This is a genomic window from Neisseria yangbaofengii (genome assembly GCF_014898075.1).
Lineage (GTDB): Bacteria > Pseudomonadota > Gammaproteobacteria > Burkholderiales > Neisseriaceae > Neisseria > Neisseria yangbaofengii.
Map to the genome: position 1 here is coordinate 273900 of NZ_CP062976.1, position 16644 is coordinate 290543.

Annotated in this window: 16 protein-coding genes and 2 tRNA genes; 12 read left to right on the forward strand and 6 right to left on the reverse strand. The window is 51.7% G+C overall.

All coding sequences use genetic code 11. From position 1 onward, the window contains the following. Window positions 1-106 precede the first annotated feature (106 nt). Window positions 107-607, reverse strand: a complete 501-nt coding sequence (moaC, locus tag H4O27_RS01475) for a cyclic pyranopterin monophosphate synthase MoaC (protein ID WP_165008638.1) — start codon at window positions 605-607, stop codon at window positions 107-109. A 289-nt stretch (window positions 608-896) separates the two neighbouring features. On the opposite strand from moaC, the gene ppc reads away from it, so the two are divergent. After that, window positions 897-3599: a phosphoenolpyruvate carboxylase gene (gene ppc, locus H4O27_RS01480; RefSeq protein WP_165008640.1), complete on the forward strand. Its 2703-nt coding sequence runs from the start codon at window positions 897-899 to the stop codon at window positions 3597-3599. 290 nt (window positions 3600-3889) lie between these two features. Here the strand turns inward: ppc and H4O27_RS13655 are convergent, their stop codons facing one another. Both H4O27_RS13655 and H4O27_RS13660 read right to left on the reverse strand, forming a co-directional pair. Beyond that, window positions 3890-4165, reverse strand: coding sequence for a transposase (locus H4O27_RS13655; protein WP_443094008.1), 276 nt, complete (start codon window positions 4163-4165; stop codon window positions 3890-3892). Beyond that, a complete protein-coding gene (locus H4O27_RS13660) occupies window positions 4158-4322 on the reverse strand; it encodes a hypothetical protein (protein WP_443094009.1) in 165 nt (54 codons plus the stop codon). The genes H4O27_RS13655 and H4O27_RS13660 overlap by 8 nt, the downstream gene beginning before the upstream one ends. A gap of 93 nt (window positions 4323-4415) precedes the next feature. Here H4O27_RS13660 and H4O27_RS13665 point away from each other — a divergent pair, with 93 nt between their 5' ends. Beyond that, on the forward strand, window positions 4416-4655 hold the full coding sequence (locus H4O27_RS13665) for a hypothetical protein (RefSeq protein WP_226883415.1): 240 nt from the start codon (window positions 4416-4418) through the stop codon (window positions 4653-4655). A 35-nt stretch (window positions 4656-4690) separates the two neighbouring features. Then, on the forward strand, window positions 4691-4861 hold the full coding sequence (locus H4O27_RS01490) for a hypothetical protein (RefSeq protein ID WP_165008642.1): 171 nt from the start codon (window positions 4691-4693) through the stop codon (window positions 4859-4861). A gap of 103 nt (window positions 4862-4964) precedes the next feature. Here the strand turns inward: H4O27_RS01490 and H4O27_RS01495 are convergent. From H4O27_RS01495 to H4O27_RS01505, 3 genes are all read right to left on the reverse strand, one after another. After that, a tRNA-Ala gene (locus H4O27_RS01495) sits at window positions 4965-5040 on the reverse strand. A gap of 42 nt (window positions 5041-5082) precedes the next feature. Then, window positions 5083-5159: transfer RNA gene (locus H4O27_RS01500), tRNA-Met, on the reverse strand. A 161-nt stretch (window positions 5160-5320) separates the two neighbouring features. Next, window positions 5321-6472: a class I SAM-dependent methyltransferase gene (locus H4O27_RS01505; protein WP_165008644.1), complete on the reverse strand. Its 1152-nt coding sequence runs from the start codon at window positions 6470-6472 to the stop codon at window positions 5321-5323. 348 nt (window positions 6473-6820) lie between these two features. On the opposite strand from H4O27_RS01505, the gene mraZ reads away from it, so the two are divergent. The 9 genes from mraZ to murD all read left to right on the forward strand — a co-directional run bounded on the left by mraZ (window position 6821) and on the right by murD (window position 16583). Beyond that, the gene (gene mraZ / locus H4O27_RS01510) at window positions 6821-7276 is read left to right on the forward strand and encodes a division/cell wall cluster transcriptional repressor MraZ (RefSeq protein WP_165008646.1); all 456 of its coding nucleotides are present in this window, start codon (window positions 6821-6823) and stop codon (window positions 7274-7276) included. Then, complete coding sequence (rsmH, locus tag H4O27_RS01515) at window positions 7273-8232, forward strand: 16S rRNA (cytosine(1402)-N(4))-methyltransferase RsmH (protein WP_165008648.1); 960 nt, start codon at window positions 7273-7275, stop codon at window positions 8230-8232. Before mraZ ends, rsmH begins: the two co-directional genes overlap by 4 nt. 53 nt (window positions 8233-8285) lie before the next feature. Then, complete coding sequence (gene ftsL, locus H4O27_RS01520) at window positions 8286-8549, forward strand: cell division protein FtsL (protein WP_095502308.1); 264 nt, start codon at window positions 8286-8288, stop codon at window positions 8547-8549. A gap of 85 nt (window positions 8550-8634) precedes the next feature. Further along, entirely contained in the window at window positions 8635-10386 is a 1752-nt protein-coding gene (gene penA, locus H4O27_RS01525) for a peptidoglycan D,D-transpeptidase PBP2 (RefSeq protein ID WP_165008650.1), read from the forward strand. A gap of 24 nt (window positions 10387-10410) precedes the next feature. Beyond that, entirely contained in the window at window positions 10411-11937 is a 1527-nt protein-coding gene (locus H4O27_RS01530; RefSeq protein ID WP_165008652.1) for a UDP-N-acetylmuramoyl-L-alanyl-D-glutamate--2,6-diaminopimelate ligase, read from the forward strand. Between the two features lie 161 nt (window positions 11938-12098). Continuing rightward, the gene (locus H4O27_RS01535; RefSeq protein WP_165008654.1) at window positions 12099-13469 is read left to right on the forward strand and encodes a UDP-N-acetylmuramoyl-tripeptide--D-alanyl-D-alanine ligase; all 1371 of its coding nucleotides are present in this window, start codon (window positions 12099-12101) and stop codon (window positions 13467-13469) included. Between the two features lie 112 nt (window positions 13470-13581). Next, window positions 13582-14664, forward strand: a complete 1083-nt coding sequence (gene mraY / locus H4O27_RS01540) for a phospho-N-acetylmuramoyl-pentapeptide-transferase (RefSeq protein WP_165008656.1) — start codon at window positions 13582-13584, stop codon at window positions 14662-14664. 53 nt (window positions 14665-14717) lie between these two features. Then, a complete protein-coding gene (locus tag H4O27_RS01545) occupies window positions 14718-15200 on the forward strand; it encodes a group II truncated hemoglobin (RefSeq protein WP_165008658.1) in 483 nt (160 codons plus the stop codon). Between the two features lie 45 nt (window positions 15201-15245). Beyond that, window positions 15246-16583: a UDP-N-acetylmuramoyl-L-alanine--D-glutamate ligase gene (murD, locus tag H4O27_RS01550; protein ID WP_165008660.1), complete on the forward strand. Its 1338-nt coding sequence runs from the start codon at window positions 15246-15248 to the stop codon at window positions 16581-16583. Window positions 16584-16644 lie beyond the last annotated feature (61 nt).

Consider the following 16644-nt stretch of genomic DNA (forward strand, 5'->3'; position numbering starts at 1 on the left):
GAGGCCGCCCGAATGTTTCAGACGGCCTTTTTCAATAAAAAGTCTGCACCGATTATAAAGCAATCGTGCAGACTTAGCAGAATGAGAAAGCGATATTTAGTGCTGTTTAGTAGTCGATGTTTTCAAAATCGTTGTTAAACAGAAAGTTGCCGCTTTTGCCGCCGGTTTTCTCTTCCAAATGAATTTGGGTGATGGTCATACTTTTATCAACGGCTTTCATCATGTCGTAAATGGTCAAAAGTGCAATGTTGACGCCGGTGAGCGCTTCCATTTCCACGCCGGTTTGGCCTTCGGTGGTGGCGGTCACGGTGGCTTTGACGCGTGCCAGTTCGACATCGACATTGAAATCTACGCGCACATGGGTCAGTGAAATCGGGTGGCACAACGGAATCAGAAAGCCGGTTTGTTTGGCGGCCTGAATTGCCGCCACGCGTGCTACCCCTAAGACGTCGCCTTTTTGTGCAGCATTATCGGCCAAGAGGCCGATGGCTTGCGGGCTCATGTTGATGACGCCGCTGGCACGGGCGGTGCGGGCGGTGGAGGCTTTACCGGAAATATCCACCATGTGGGCTTCGTTGTTCTCGTTTAAGTGGGTCAAGTCTAACATTGTCGTTTCCTGAAATGTGTCGGCCAAAGCCGGTTTTGTTTATCAATGTGCGAACGATGGCATTTTAAGCTATTTTTGGCTTAGGGAATAGGGTTTACGCGGATCGGGTAATCATTAGGCCGTCTGAAAATTGCAGTTTAATCCGTATGTTAATAATGAAACAAAAACTGACTGATACGAAAAGAAACAGGCGCATGGCTTGCGATAAGCGGCATTATTATCATTGTAGCGGTTTTCCCTATCCTGCTATACAATGGAATCGTCTAAGCTTGAAATAAGAGAGAAAAATATGCAGCTCCATATTCTGAATAACCCGAAAGACGCGGCGCTGGCTGCCGATGCCGAGTTTTTGAAACAATGCCTGTTTAACCTGTTGCACCAAGAGGCATCGCCATTAGTGGTGGAAATTGTGAAGCAGTTATCTACATCCGATGATACCGGTGCGCTGATTGAGAAGGTTTTGCCGCAGCTTGATGAGCAACAGGCACACGATTTGACCTTGGCTTGCGGTTTGTTCGCCCAAATTTTGAACATTGCCGAAGACGTACACCACGAGCGCCGCCGCCAAGTACACGAAGATGCCGGACACAATACTGCCGACGGCAGCTTGGCCGAAACCGTGCGCAAGCTGCGTGCCAATAAGATTGACGGCAAAACGGTACAAAAACAATTAAACAAAACCAGTGTCACTGCCGTATTGACCGCCCACCCGACTGAAGTGCAACGCCAATCGGTGCTGCGTTTCAACCGCCGCATCCGCGCGTTATTGCCGCAGCGTGAGCGTTGCACCAATGCCGAATCTTTGGCCGATTTACGCCGCGACATCGAAACCATTTTGCTGGGCTTGTGGCAGACCAGCGAAACGCGCCAATACAAATTGAGCGTAAACGACGAAATCAACAACGGCGTCAATATTTTCCCGATGAGCTTTTTTGAAGCGTTGCCAAAACTCTATCGTGGCATGGAACGTGATTTTCAGACGGCCTATCCTGATGTGGAAGTGCCGGATATTCTGAAAATCGGCGGTTGGATCGGCGGCGACCGCGACGGTAATCCGTTTGTCACCGCCGAAACCTTGCGCCATGCATTTACCCGTCATGCCGATGCGGTGTTCCGCTGCTATCGCGGCGAATTAGACGAACTGTATCACGAGCTGCCATTGTCTACCCGCCGCGTGAAAGTGAATGATGAGGTGATGGCGATGTCGGACGAGTCGCCGGATGAAGAAATCGCCCGTTTGGAAGAGCCGTACCGCCGCGCGATTGCCTACATCATGGCGCGTGTGATGGGCAAAGCGCGCTCATTGGGTTTGGGTATGGGGTGCCATTTCGGATTCGGCGAACCGTATGCCAACGTGCAGGAATTTATTGCCGATTTGCAAAAGCTGCAACGCTCGCTGCGCAACAACGGCAGCGCTTTGATGGCCGAAGGCCGCTTGGCCGATTTAATCCGAATCGCGTCGGTGTGCGGCTTCAATATGATGCCGCTGGATTTGCGCCAACACGCTGAAAAACACGGTGATGTGGTGGCGGAATTGTTCCGGCATGCCGGTTTGGAAGATTATGCCGATTTGTCGGAAGAAGAAAAGCAAACCGTGTTGCTGCGCGAATTACAGCACCAACGTCCGCTATACAGCCCGTTTGTAACTTATAGCGAACATGCCCGCCGCGAATTGGCGATTTTTTCCGAAGCGCGCAAAATCAAAGACGAATTCGGCGAGCAGGCGATTACCCAAAGCATCATTTCCAACTGCGAGCAGCCGAGCGATTTGCTGGCCTTGGCCTTGCTGCTGAAAGAATGCGGCTTGTTGTTGATTGAAAACGGCAAACCGAAGAGCCGCATGAACATTGTGCCTCTGTTTGAAACCATCGAAGCCTTGGAAAACGCCTGCCCGGTGATGGACAGAATGTTCGGTTTGGAATGGTATCGCGAGCTGGTGATGAGCCGCGACAACATTCAAGAAATCATGCTGGGCTATTCCGACTCCAACAAAGACGGCGGCTATGTGACCAGTTCATGGTGTCTGTATCAGGCCGAATTGGGCTTGGTAGATTTGTTTAAGAAATACGACGTGCGCATGCGCCTGTTCCACGGCCGCGGCGGCAGCGTCGGCCGCGGCGGCGGCCCGTCTTACCAAGCCATTTTGGCGCAGCCTGCCGGTTCGGTGGCCGGTCAAATCCGCATTACCGAGCAGGGCGAAGTGATTACCGCCAAATATGCCGACCCGAGCAACGCCCGCCGCAATCTGGAAACCTTGGTGGCGGCCACGTTGGAAGCCACTTTGCTGCCCGACCGCAAAGATCCGGATCCGAAATTGATGCAAGCCTTGTCGGATATTTCCTTTAAGTATTACCGAGAGCTGATTACGCATGAAGATTTTATCGATTACTTCCTGCAAACCAGCCCGATTCAGGAAATCGCCACGCTGAATTTGGGCAGCCGTCCGGCCAGCCGCAAAACCTTGTCGCGGATTCAGGATTTGCGCGCGATTCCGTGGGTGTTCTCATGGATGCAAAACCGCCTGATGCTGCCGGCTTGGTATGGTTTCGGCAGCGCGGTAGAGACCTTGTGCCGGCAAGATTTGGCGAGCATGGCAGTGATGCAAAATCACGCCAAACAAAATCCGTTCTTTCAAGCCATGCTGTCGAACATGGAACAAGTAATGGCAAAAACCGACATTACCTTGGCAGAAGATTATGCCGGATTGAGCGAAACGCCGGAAAAAGCCGCGGCCATTTTCCAAATGATTAAAGCCGAATACCTGCGCAGCCGCAAAGCCTTACTGGATATTCTGCAAACCACCGAGCTCTTGAGCGACAACCGCAGCTTGGCACGCTCGCTGGCTCTTCGCATTCCGTATCTGAATGCTTTGAACGGCTTGCAAGTGGCCATGCTCAAGCGTTTGCGGAAAGACCCCAACAACCGCCATGCGTTGCTGATGGTGCATTTGACCATCAACGGCGTGGCGCAAGGTTTGCGTAATACCGGTTAAGGTTGGATTAGAATAAGGCCGTCTAAAAATATATATAGTGAATCCACTTTAAAATAGTACGGCGTTGGTTCGCCTAGCCGTATTATCTATGCTGTCTCCGGCTCACCGCCTTGTCCTATTTTAAAGTGAATCCACTATACTTTCAGACGGCCTAAAACCTTTGCAAAACTCCCTTTCCCAAACAATAAAGGTTACTTGAGTTATCAAGTAACCTTTATTTCTCCTCCAAACACACAATATTTCCCTAAACTCCCCCGAATCCTGCCGCTCAAGCGCCCGATTTCCCATTTTCAGGCGGCAGGCGCAGCGAGGTTAAATTTGTTTGCCGTTTTGGGCAAATTCAAACACACCGCTTTCAAATAACTTTGCGCATTCGCTTTCCGTAAGCCGAAATATGTTGCCCTATGGCAGCGGAACTTGTGGTGCAATGTACCGAACCCCTGTTCCGCCGCATAACGGGTATTTGATAAGTATCGGTTGCGTTGTTTGCCTTCGTCTGTTAAGGGGCGGCCAAGGCGGGCTTTACGCATGATGCCGTCTGAAAGTTTTTTTTGTTGTTTAAGCATTGCAGCCTTTGCCGGCATATACGGCGGTGTATTCGGCTGTGCCGTCGAAGTGGCGGCACTCGTGTTCGTTGGCAGGGCAGACAGGCAGTTGGCCGGTATAGCCTTCTTGTCCGGTACGGGTGTTGTTTGCCGCCGGCGGTTTGGATGATGGCGGCATCGATAACGGCGGCGGCTTTTTCTATAGTGGATTCACTATACTTTTAAGCCTTTTCCGGTTAATCGGTTCCGACGGATAAGGCAAAGTTTGGTCTTGCGCCAACCGGTTGCGGCAGCAGCGGTCGGGAATGCAGCGGTTTTTTTGTTGCTCAAGATAGCTATGGATGGGTTGACAATCGATGGCTTGGTTGATTTTGAGCAGCGGAAGGCGGTCAATGCCCTTGATGGCAATGATGGTTTGGGCGGTTTGTTGGAAAAAGCTGCTTATGGAAAATCCTCTAAATTCGGTTTAGGGGAATTTAGAGTGTTTTGGGGGGCAAAGGTCTCGGCTTGATGTAAGCTGCATGAGAACCGTGCCGGAAGCGGTGATTGCATTTTTGGATAGCGAAAACTTTGAGCGTGTCATTGGGTGGCGACAGCGATACTTTGGCTGCTATTACGGGCAGTATTGCCGAAGCGTATTATCAGCAGATTCCATCGGTGATTATTGAGAAAGCTTTGGTGAAATTGCCTGATGAGATGAAAGAAGTATTTATTTAAGATTAAGGCCGTCTGAAAAAGAGCTGCTAATCCCGAATCAGATTGAGATTTTAATCTAAAGCCAATAAAAAAGCTCTTGCATTAAGCAAGAGCTTTTAAAATCTGGTGGAGGTAAGCGGGATCGAACCGCTGACCTCTTGCATGCCATGCAAGCGCTCTACCAACTGAGCTATACCCCCTTGGGAAAACGAGTTGAAATCAGATTTCAACCCGTTTAAGTATGGTGGCGAATCAGGGATTCGAACCCCGGACACAAGGATTATGATTCCTCTGCTCTAACCGACTGAGCTAATTCGCCGTTTCGTGAAATCGCTATTATATGTTTTTTTGAATCATTGGCAAGGGTTAATTGTCAAAAAAATTCTTGATTATTGATTTTAAATGGTAAAAAAAATCTGCCAAATATCTGGAATCAGTTTATAGGCCTTCTAAAAATGTTCAGACGGCCTATGAACTTGTTTATAACTTATGGCTGATGTCGCCAAATTGAAAGCCTTGCCAATCCACATTAATGTGTTTGCCAAAGGCAATGACTTTGAATAACTCACCCATTTCGTGTTGGTTGAGTAATTTTTGCATTGCCGCCGCTTCGCGTAAATAGGCTGCAGAACCGACATCGCCGGTTGCTGCCAGTAGGTCGGTGATGCCCAGATTGAGCAGAAAATGGGCTTGCGTAGTGTAGCCGATAAAGTCCAGTTCGGCATCGGTGGCGGCTTGGGCGATGTCGGTAAAGTTGACATGCGCGGTCAGGTCGGTCAGGCCGATGTGGAAAAACGGGTCGTGAATGGTATGGTGGCGGTAATGGCCGATGAGAGTGCCGTCATTGCGTTGCGGGTGGTAATACTGTTGCGCATCAAAGCCGTAGTCAATCCAAATCATCGCGCCACGTGCTAATTTTTGCGAAAGCGTGGAAATAAAGGCGTATTGTGCGGGATGAAGTTCGCTGGTGTAGCCTTCAATGGCGGGTAGGTAGGCTTGAGCTGCTTGCATTAATGTTTGGGATAACAAGGGTTTGGTAGTTTGTATGAATTGCTTGTCTTCTACGCCCACCCCGACTTGGCGGAATGCACCTGCTTGGTAGCGCATGCGCTCAACCGGTATGGCATCGAGCACTTCATTACCTAAAATGATGCCATCGAAGGTGTTGGGTAAGGCAGAAAGATGGATGACTTTTGCGTTCAGTTCGGGGGTGAGCTGCCGGTCTAGCCAAGTGCGTTGGCGCTGTGCCAATTCGGCAGACAATTCAATGATGTAGTAGTTTTGTAGGCCGTCTGAAAGACGGGGCAGCAAGTCTGCTGCCAAGCGGCCTGTGCCTGCGCCGAATTCGTAAATATTGCCGTCGGTTTGCGGTAAAAGCGTGTTGAGTTGGCGGGCAAGTGTTTGAGCGAATAAAGGGGAAAGCGTCGGGGCAGTGATAAAATCGCCGGAGGAGCCGATTTTATGGCTGCCGCCGGTGTAGTAGCCAAATTCAGGGTGGTAAAGCGCCAATTCCATGAAGCGGGAGAATGGCATCCAGTTGTCATGGGCAATAATTTCTTGACGGATGCGTTGGCAGAGCTGCTGGCTCGACTGGCGAGCTTCGTCAGACGGCTGGGGAATATGTGGCTTCATGACTGTTAGATAATGTAAAAATTCAGAATTTGCTGCGACATTATAGCGTGAATGAGTAAGTCTCGAAACAGCGGCTGTAAATACAATATTTTGTGTTTGTTCATATTCTAAACACAAGATATTGTATTTTTTTATGGGTCATGCGTATGCGTAACGGATTGGGGTAATCATGCTTTATATTTATATATATGTATTTTAATGGTTTTTTTCTGTAATGCGGCTCTGTTTTTGCGCTTAGAGTGATTTGACCGAAGTATGAAAATTTCTTATAGTGTAGGCTGGTGGGGTAAGGTGGGTGAAAGTGTCAGAATTCCCCAAATTTTGATTAACCGGTGAGAGGGTAGAAACGTGTTTGGCGGTTCTCATGAATTGAGCATAGACAGCAAAGGGCGGTTGGCCATTCCGGCTAAATTCCGCGACCTGTTGTCGCGCCAATACACTCCATCGCTGGTGGTGACTCTGGATTCGCGCCAAAAGCTGCTGCTTTATCCCGAAGCTGAGTGGGCGCGTGTTTCGGCTCAATTGCTGAACATGAAAGTGGCGGGTAATTCTGTTTTGCAGCGTTATCAGAATTTGCTGCTGCACAATGCGGAAACACTGGAATGGGATGCTTCCGGCCGTATTTTGATTTCTGCCAATTTGCGCAAGCGTGTCGATTTCGACAAAGAAGTTACCTTAGTGGGCCGCGCCAACCGTTTGGAGCTGTGGGGCCGCCAACATTGGGAAGAAGAGATGAATCAGGCTTTGGATATCGATCCTGATGAGTTGGCCTTCCAATTGAGTCAAACGGATTTGCAACTGTGAGTAAAGCTGGAGATTATCAACATATCACCGTGTTGCTGCATGAGGCAGTCGATGGTTTGAATATCCGTGAAGACGGTGTTTACGTCGATGGTACATTCGGTAGGGGAGGGCATTCCCGCCTGATTTTATCGAAGTTGGGTACGGCAGGGCGCTTGGTGGTGTTTGATAAAGACCCGCAAGCGATTGCAGTAGCCAATCAGTTGGCTGCACAAGATAAACGGGTCAGCGTGGTGCATGACGGCTTTGCCACTTTTAAGACGGCTTTGAATCAATTGGGTCTAGAAAAGATTGACGGTGCTTTGTTTGATTTAGGTATTTCATCGCCGCAGATTGATGAAGGTGAGCGCGGTTTCAGTTTCCGTTTCGATGCGCCTTTAGACATGCGCATGGATCCCACTCGCGGAATGTCGGCGGCAGAATGGCTGGCAGTGGCGGGCGAACAAGAATTACATGAGGTGATAAAAAATTATGGTGAAGAGCGGTTTAGTCGCCGGATTGCGCGGGCCATTGTTACAACGCGTGAACAGGCGCCCATTGATACAACCTGCAAGCTGGCGCAGCTCGTGGCGCAAAACGTCCGTACTCGTGAGCGCGGACAAGACCCGGCAACGCGCACCTTCCAAGCAGTTCGCATCTTTATTAACCGTGAGCTCGAAGAAGTAGAAGCCGTTTTGCCGCAAGTGGTAGGCCGTCTGAATGAGGGTGGCCGGTTGGCGGTAATTGCATTTCATTCCTTGGAAGACCGTATTGTGAAGCAGTTTATGAAAAAGCATTCACAACATGTGCCGTTGCCGCGTTGGGCGGCGGTAAAAGAATCCGATTTGCCGCAACCGCCTTTAGCGTTGGCAGGGAAAGCCATCAAACCCAGCGAGGCAGAAACCTCATCTAATCCGCGCGCCAGAAGCGCAGTGTTGCGGGTGGCGGAGCGCACGGCAGGCAGCTTTGTGGCCGAATAATCAATATACGGTTTGTCAGGCCGGCTGAAATTCAGGCGGCCGGTTGAATTGAAATGAATAAATTAAACGCATTATTATTAGTTGCTGTTTTTGCGACCGGTGTGGCGGTGGTGACCGTACAAAACCAGTCGCGCTTACACTTTATCGCCTTAGATAAAGCGCAAAAGCAGCAAATCAAACTGGATCAGGACTACGCCCGCTTGAAGTTGGAGCAGGCACGCTTGGCCAATCATAAATTGATTAAAGTGGCTGCGGAAAAGCAGAACCTGCAGCCGCCGACTTCGCGCAACACGGTTATGGTTGAGCGTCGTAAATAATAAATTCCTGCATTTTTTAAGAATAAAACGAGAGAAAACGCCCATACGGCCATGCCGTGCAGGTATTCATAACGAGAAGTTTGCAATGTTGATTAAGAATGAATATAAACCGCAGATGATTCAAAAGCCGGTGAAAACCAAGAAACCCATCACCAGTGATAGGCGCATTTGGACGGTTTTGGGGTTGATTGTCGGTGCATTTGCCATTTTGTTGGGGCGCGGTTTGTATTTGCAGACTACGCAACATGAATTCTTGAAGAATCAGGGTGAACAGCGCTTTGTGCGTACCCTGACGCTTCCTGCATCGCGCGGTATGATTACCGACCGCAATGGCGCGACCTTGGCTTTGAGTGCACCGACCGAGTCTTTGTATGCCATGCCGTCAGGAATTGATGAAATGCCTGATGCCGGCCAAATGGCGCAATTGTCGGCTATTTTGGACATGCCGGTCGAGACCATTCATGAGCGCTTAAACCGTAAAGGCCGCGATTTCGTGTATTTGAAGCGCCAATTGAGCCAAGAAACGGCAGATACCATCACTGCCTTGGGTATCAAAGGTTTGGGTTTCCAAAAAGAATTGAAACGCCATTATCCGATGGGTAATTTGTTTGCCCACGTCATCGGTTTCACCAACATCGACGGCAAAGGCCAAGAAGGTTTGGAATTATCGCGCGAGGACAGCTTGCGCGGTGAGGACGGTGCCAAAGTCGTCTTGCGCGACAACAAAGGTAATATCGTTGACAGCTTGGATTCACCACGCAACAGCGAACCAAAAAATGGCCAAGACATGGTGTTGTCGTTGGATCAGCGCATCCAGACCTTAGCTTATGAAGAGTTGAATAAAGCCGTGAATTACCATCAGGCCAAAGCGGGCACGGTAGTGGTGTTGGATGCGCAGACCGGCGAAATTTTGGCCTTGGTGAATAGCCCGGCTTACGACCCAAATGCACCGGGTAAGGCCAGCAGTGAGCAGCGCCGTAACCGAGCGGTAACCGACATGATTGAGCCTGGTTCGGCCATGAAGCCGTTTACTATTGCCAAAGCATTGGATGCGGGCAAGACCACGCCCAATGAAGTATTCGATACCATGCCTTACCGTATCGGTAATGCTACTGTGCGCGATACGCATGTTTATCCGAAATTAGACGTGCGTGGCATCATGCAAAAGTCGTCTAACGTCGGCACCAGTAAACTGTCGAAGATGTTCAAGCCGAAAGAAATGTATGATTTCTATCACGAATTGGGCGTGGGTGTGCGTATGCATTCGGGTTTTCCGGGCGAGACTGCCGGTTTGTTGCGCAGCTGGCGCAAATGGCAGCCGATTGAGCAGGCGACCATGTCTTTCGGTTATGGTTTGCAATTGAGTCTGCTGCAGTTGGCACGCGCTTACACCACCTTGACCCATGATGGTATTTTATTGCCGGTAAGCTTTGAAAAACAAGCTGTTGCGCCTAAAGGTAAGCGTGTCATCAAGGCCGAAACGGCGCGAAAAGTGCGTGAAATGATGGTGTCGGTAACAGAGGAAGGAGGTACCGGTACGGCCGGTGCGGTGGATGGTTTCGATGTCGGTGCCAAAACCGGTACGGCGCGTAAATTGGTTGGCGGCCGCTATGTCGACAACAAACACGTTGCGACCTTTATCGGCTTTGCTCCTGCTAAAAATCCGCGTGTGATTGTGGCGGTAACGGTAGACGAACCGACCAAAAACGGTTACTACGGCGGTGTTGTAGCGGGTCCGGTATTTAAAGAGGTGATGGGTGGCAGCTTGAATATTTTAGGCGTATCGCCAACCAAACCACTGAGCGTATTGAAGCCGAAAGAAAAAGCATCCTCTTAATTTTTAAGCAGTAAAGAGAATATTATGTTCAGCGAGTTGATTCCATTGGCTGAAACCGACTTACCTGCTCTGCTGTGTGAAAACGCTGCAGGGCGTTTGTTGCATTCAGACAGCCGCCAAATCAAGGCCGGCGATATTTTCATTGCCTGCCAAGGCGAATATACCGATGGCCGCAGCTATATTCCGGCTGCGATTTCTAATGGCGCGGCATTTGTGTTTTGGGACGACGACGGCCGTTTTGCTTGGAATCCCGAATGGGATGTGCCCAATCAAGGCATTAAAGACTTGAAACACCGCGCCGGTATTTTGGCGGCGGAAGTGTACGGCAATGCTTCAGACGGCCTCACCGTTTGGGGCGTAACCGGCACCAACGGCAAAACCTCCGTCACGCAATGGCTGGCGCAGGCAGCAGATTTATTGGGCGGAAAATGCGCCGTTATCGGCACGGTCGGCAACGGCTTTTGGGGAAACTTGGAAGACACCACCCACACCACGCCGGCTCCGGTGGACGTGCAAACCCTGCTGCACCGTTTCAAACAGCAGGGCGCGACCGCTGCGGCAATGGAAGTTTCCAGCCACGGCTTGGATCAGTTCCGTGTCAACGGCGTACCGTTTCGCAGTGCCGTGTTTACCAACCTGACCCGCGACCATCTCGATTACCACGGCACCATGGACGCATACGGCGACATCAAAGCCCGCCTGTTTTACTGGCAGGGCTTGAAACACGCCGTGATTAATGTTGATGACGAATACGGTGCAGCCTTGGCAGGCCGTCTGAAAACGAGCGAAGCAAGTTTCAGCGAAGCGAAAACCGAAGGTTTCGCCAAAACCGAAGCAGACGGGCAGCTGAAAGTGTACGGTTACGGCTTCAGCGAAACCGCAGACATCCGCATTACCGCCTTCCAAGCCGCTTCAGACGGCATGAATGTCGAATTGGATACGCCTTGGGGCAAAGGCAGTTGCCGCACCCGCCTGTTGGGACGGTTCAACGCCCAAAATCTGGCGGCCTGCGTCGGCGTATTGTGTGCCGAAGGCCACCCGCTGGAAAAAGTATTGGCGGTGCTGTCGCAAATCCGCCCCGCCACTGGCCGTATGGACTGCATCATGAATGCAGGCAAACCCTTGGTGGTGGTTGATTACGCCCACACGCCCGATGCCTTGGAAAAAGCACTGGCAACCTTGCAGGAAATCAAACCGAAAAACGCAGCCTTATGGTGTGTGTTCGGTTGCGGCGGCAATCGGGATCGGGGCAAACGCCCGCTGATGGGTGCAGCAGCGGCGGCAGGTGCGGATAAAGTGGTGGTAACCAGCGACAATCCCCGCATGGAAGAGCCGCAGGCGGTTATCAACGATATTTTACCGGCGGTGGCAAATCCCGAAAAAGTCGAAGCCGACCGCCGTGCCGCCATCGAGTTTGCCGTGCAGCAGGCAGCGGAACACGACATTATCCTGATTGCCGGCAAAGGGCATGAAACCTATCAGGACGTGCAGGGTGTGAAACATCACTTTTCCGATTTTGAAATCGCCCGGGCCGCTTTGGAACAACGTTAAAAAAACCGATTTTTTGAAACGTATTTTTCAGACGGCCTAAACGGATTACCGCCCGAATTGTTCTTTTCCATAGCAGGCAATCAAAGCCGTATGAAACAATTTCAGCGGCAGCATAAACACGGCAGGCAGCAGCCTGCTGTCGGCGTTTACAGTATAAGAATATGAATACATTGGATTTAAACTTTATTTGCCGTGCCTTGGGCTTGGCCATGCCGTCTGAAAACCGAGCAGTCGGCAGAATCGTAACCGACAGCCGCAATATTCAGAGCGGCGATGTCTTTTTCGCCTTGGCCGGCGAGCGTTTCGATGCCCATGATTTTGTCGCAGACGTATTGGCACAAGGGGCGGCGGCAGCCGTTGTCTCCCGTGCCGACTGCGCCGATTTGCCCGGCGCATTGGCGGTGGCGGATACGCTGTCGGCATTGCAGAAGCTGGCAAAAGCATGGCGGGAAACCGTAAACCCGTTTGTATTCGGCATTACCGGCTCGTCGGGCAAAACCACCGTCAAAGAAATGCTGGCGCTCATTCTGCGCCATACCTTCGATGAAAACGCCGTGTTGGCAACCGCCGGCAATTTCAACAACCATATCGGCTTGCCGCTGACCCTGTTGAAACTCAATCCGCAACACCGCTACGCCGTCATCGAAATGGGCATGAACCATTTCGGCGAACTGGCGCAGCTCACGCAGATTGCCCGCCCCGATGCCGCCTTGGTCAATAACGCCCTGCGGGCGCATGTCGGCTGCGGCTTCAACGGCGTGGGCGACATTGCCAAAGCCAAAAGCGAAATCTACCAAGGGCTGAAAAGCGGCGGCACGGCGCTGATTCCGGCGGAAGATACCCATGCCGATGTATTCGTCAAGGCTGCCGAAGCCTTTGCCCAACGCACTTTCGGTGCGGAAAAAGGCACGGTTCACGCCGAAAATATCGTGTTAAAACCGCTTTCCTGCACATTTGACTTGGTGTGCGGCGAAGAGCGTGCCGCCGTATTATTGCCCGTTCCGGGGCGGCACAATGTCGCCAATGCCTGCGCCGCCGCCGCCTTGGCACAAGCCGCAGGTTTGAGCCTGCAACAGATTTCAGACGGCCTCAAAAACTTCAGCAACATCAAAGGCCGCCTGCAAATCAAACAAGGCATCAAAGGCGCAACCGTGATTGACGACACCTACAACGCCAATCCCGACAGCATGAAAGCGGCGGTGGACGTATTGGCGGCATTGCCATCGCCAAGAGTGTTTGTGATGGGCGATATGGGCGAACTCGGTGAAGACGAAGCCGCCGCCATGCACGCCGAAGTCGGCGCATACGCCCGGGACAAAGGCATCGAATCCGCCTATTTTGTCGGCGACGACAGTGTAGAAGCCGCCGAAACCTTCGGCGAAACCGGCCTGTGGTTTGCCGACAAAGACCCACTGATTCAAGTGATGTGCCACGAATTGCCGGAAAACGCCCATGTTTTGGTCAAAGGCTCGCGCTTTATGAAAATGGAAGAAGTGGTTGAAGCGTTGATTGAAAACGGTTCGGCACAATAAACAACAAGGCCGTCTGAAAATGCTGCGGAAACGGATTTTCAGACGGCCTGACAGGATAAGCATAATCCGCAGCGGACGGTGTGCCGCTGTTTGAAAACAATAAGGAAACATTATGTTTTTATGGCTCTCGCATTTCAGCGGCTGGTTTTCGGCGCTGAACGTTTTTCAATACACCACGTTCCGTGCCGTGATGGCGGCGCTGACGGCGCTGGCGTTTTCGCTGCTGCTGGGGCCGTGGACAATCCGCAAGCTGACCGAATTGAAAGTCGGACAGGCGGTGCGTACCGACGGGCCGCAGACGCATTTGGTGAAAAACGGTACGCCGACCATGGGCGGTTCGCTGATTCTGACTGCCATTGCCGTATCCACTTTATTGTGGGGCAACTGGGCGAATCCGTATATCTGGATTCTGCTCGGCGTGTTGCTGGCGACCGGTGCGCTGGGTTTTTACGACGACTGGCGCAAGGTGGTTTATAAAGACCCCAACGGCGTATCGGCAAAATTCAAAATGGTGTGGCAGTCGAGCGTGGCGCTGGCGGCGGGCGTGCTGCTGTTTTACGCCGCCGATTTGCCTTCCAGCACGGCATTTATCGTGCCGTTTTTCAAACAAATCGCCTATCCGCTGGGCGGCATCGGTTTTGTGGTGCTGACGTATTTTGTGATTGTCGGCACATCAAACGCTGTTAATCTGACCGACGGTTTGGATGGTTTGGCGGCGTTTCCGGTGGTATTGGTGGCGGCGGGGCTGTCGGTGTTTGCCTATGTCAGCGGCCATGCCGAATTTGCCCGTTATTTGCAGCTTCCGTATGTGTCGGGTGCCAACGAAGTGGTGATTTTCTGTGCGGCGATGTGCGGCGCATGTTTGGGCTTTTTGTGGTTCAACGCTTATCCGGCGCAGGTGTTTATGGGCGACGTTGGTGCATTGGCGCTGGGTGCGGCCTTGGGTACGGTGGCGGTGATTGTGCGTCAGGAAATCGTCTTGTTCATTATGGGTGGACTGTTTGTGGTGGAAGCCGTTTCGGTGATGTTGCAGGTCGGCTGGTACAAACGTACCAAAAAACGCATTTTCCTGATGGCGCCGATTCATCACCATTACGAACAAAAAGGTTGGAAAGAAACCCAAGTGGTGGTGCGTTTTTGGATTATCACCATTGTGTTGGTATTGATTGGATTGAGTACGCTGAAAATCCGCTAATTGAAACAGGCCGTCTGAACGCACTTTGATGTTCAGGCGGCTTTGGAGCAGCTATGTATCAGGCATTGGGTGGTGCCCAAGGCGTGCGCGCCTTGACCGACCGCTTTTACGACTTAATGGAACTCGAGCCGAAATATCAAGCCTTGCGTGAGATGCATGGTGAAGATATGGCTTTGATTCGCGATAAACTCTACGAATTTTTCAGCGGCTGGCTCGGCGGCCCTCCCTTGTTTGAACAAAAATACGGCCATCCGCAGCTTCGTGCGCGCCACATGCCGTTTGCCGTGAAAAGCCGGGTGCGCGATGAGTGGGTGGCCTGTTTTGCCCAAGCCTTGGGCGAATTGGAAATCGACAAAAAGCTGGCCGAACCTTTGCTGCTGCAAATCTACGCCATGGCCGATTGGATGCGCAACCAATACGAAGACGGTGTCGCGCCGCCGATGCCACCCGGCGCCAGTAGTCCGGAAGACAGGCTGGCCGCGTTGCAGGAAATTCTGCCGCGTTATGACGTAAACGGATTTTTCCAGGCAGCCTGAATCTGTCTGAATTCCCACAATAAAACCTATTGAATCGAATACAAAATGAATTGGCAAAATAAAAAAATATTGGTTGCAGGTTTGGGCGGATCGGGCATTGCGATGATTGCGTTTTTGCGCCAAGCCGGTGCTGAAGTAGCGGCTTACGATGCGTCGCTCAAGCCTGAGCGTGTTGCGCAAATCGGAAAAATGTTTGACGGCTTGAAGTTTTACACAGGCCGTCTGAAAGATGCGCTGGCAGAAGGTTTCGACACGCTGGCCGTCAGCCCGGGCATCAGTGAGCGCCAACCCGATATTGCCGGATTCAAAGCCAACGGCGGCCGCGTGTTGGGTGACATTGAAATCTTGGCCGGTGTGTTGAACGAACGCGGCGACAAGGTTATCGCCATCACGGGCAGCAACGGCAAAACCACCGTCACCAGCTTGGTCGGCTATTTGTGTATCAAATGCGGTTGGGACACCGTGATTGCCGGCAACATCGGCACGCCGGTTTTGGAAGCCGAATTGCAGCGGGGCGGCAAAAAAGCCGATGTGTGGGTGTTGGAATTGTCCAGCTTCCAATTGGAAAACACTGAAAGCCTGCGCCCCGATGCCGCCACTGTATTGAATATTTCCGAAGACCATCTCGACCGCTACGATGATTTGCTTGATTACGCCCATGCCAAAGACAAAATTTTCCGTGGCGAAGGCGTGCAGGTGTTGAATGCCGATGATGTGTTCTGCCGCGCAATGAAACGGGCCGGGCGTGAAGTGAAATGGTTTTCGATTGAAAACGCCGCCGATTATTGGTTGGAACGCAAAACAGGCCGTCTGAAACATGGTAGCGATGATTTGCTGGCTGCGGCCGATATTCCGCTGCAGGGTCTGCACAATACGGCCAATGTGCTGGCGGCGGTGGCCTTATGCGAAGCCGTCGGTTTGCCGCGCGAAACCTTGTTGGAACACGTCAAAACCTTCCGAGGCCTGCCGCACCGTGTCGAAAAAATCGGCGAGAAAAACGGCGTAACCTTTATCGACGACAGCAAAGGCACCAATGTCGGTGCCACCGCCGCCGCCATTGCCGGTTTGCAAAATCCGCTGTGGGTGATTTTGGGCGGCGTAGGCAAAGGACAGGATTTCTCGCCGCTGAAAAACGTATTGGCGGGCAAGGCCAAAGGCGTGTTGCTGATTGGCGAAGATGCGCCGCTGATTCGCCGTAGTTTGGCCGACTGTGGTGTGGTAATGACCGATTGCGCGACTTTGCAAGAAGCTGTTCAGACGGCCTACGCCCGGGCCGAAGCGGGTGATGTGGTGCTGTTGAGTCCGGCTTGTGCCAGTTTTGATATGTTTACCGGATATGCGCATCGGGCGGAAGTGTTTACCGAAGCGTTTAAGGCTTTATAGGCCGTCTGAACGCACCAAACTGAAATAATGATTGATAAACAATGTAATCTTCTTTTCAGAC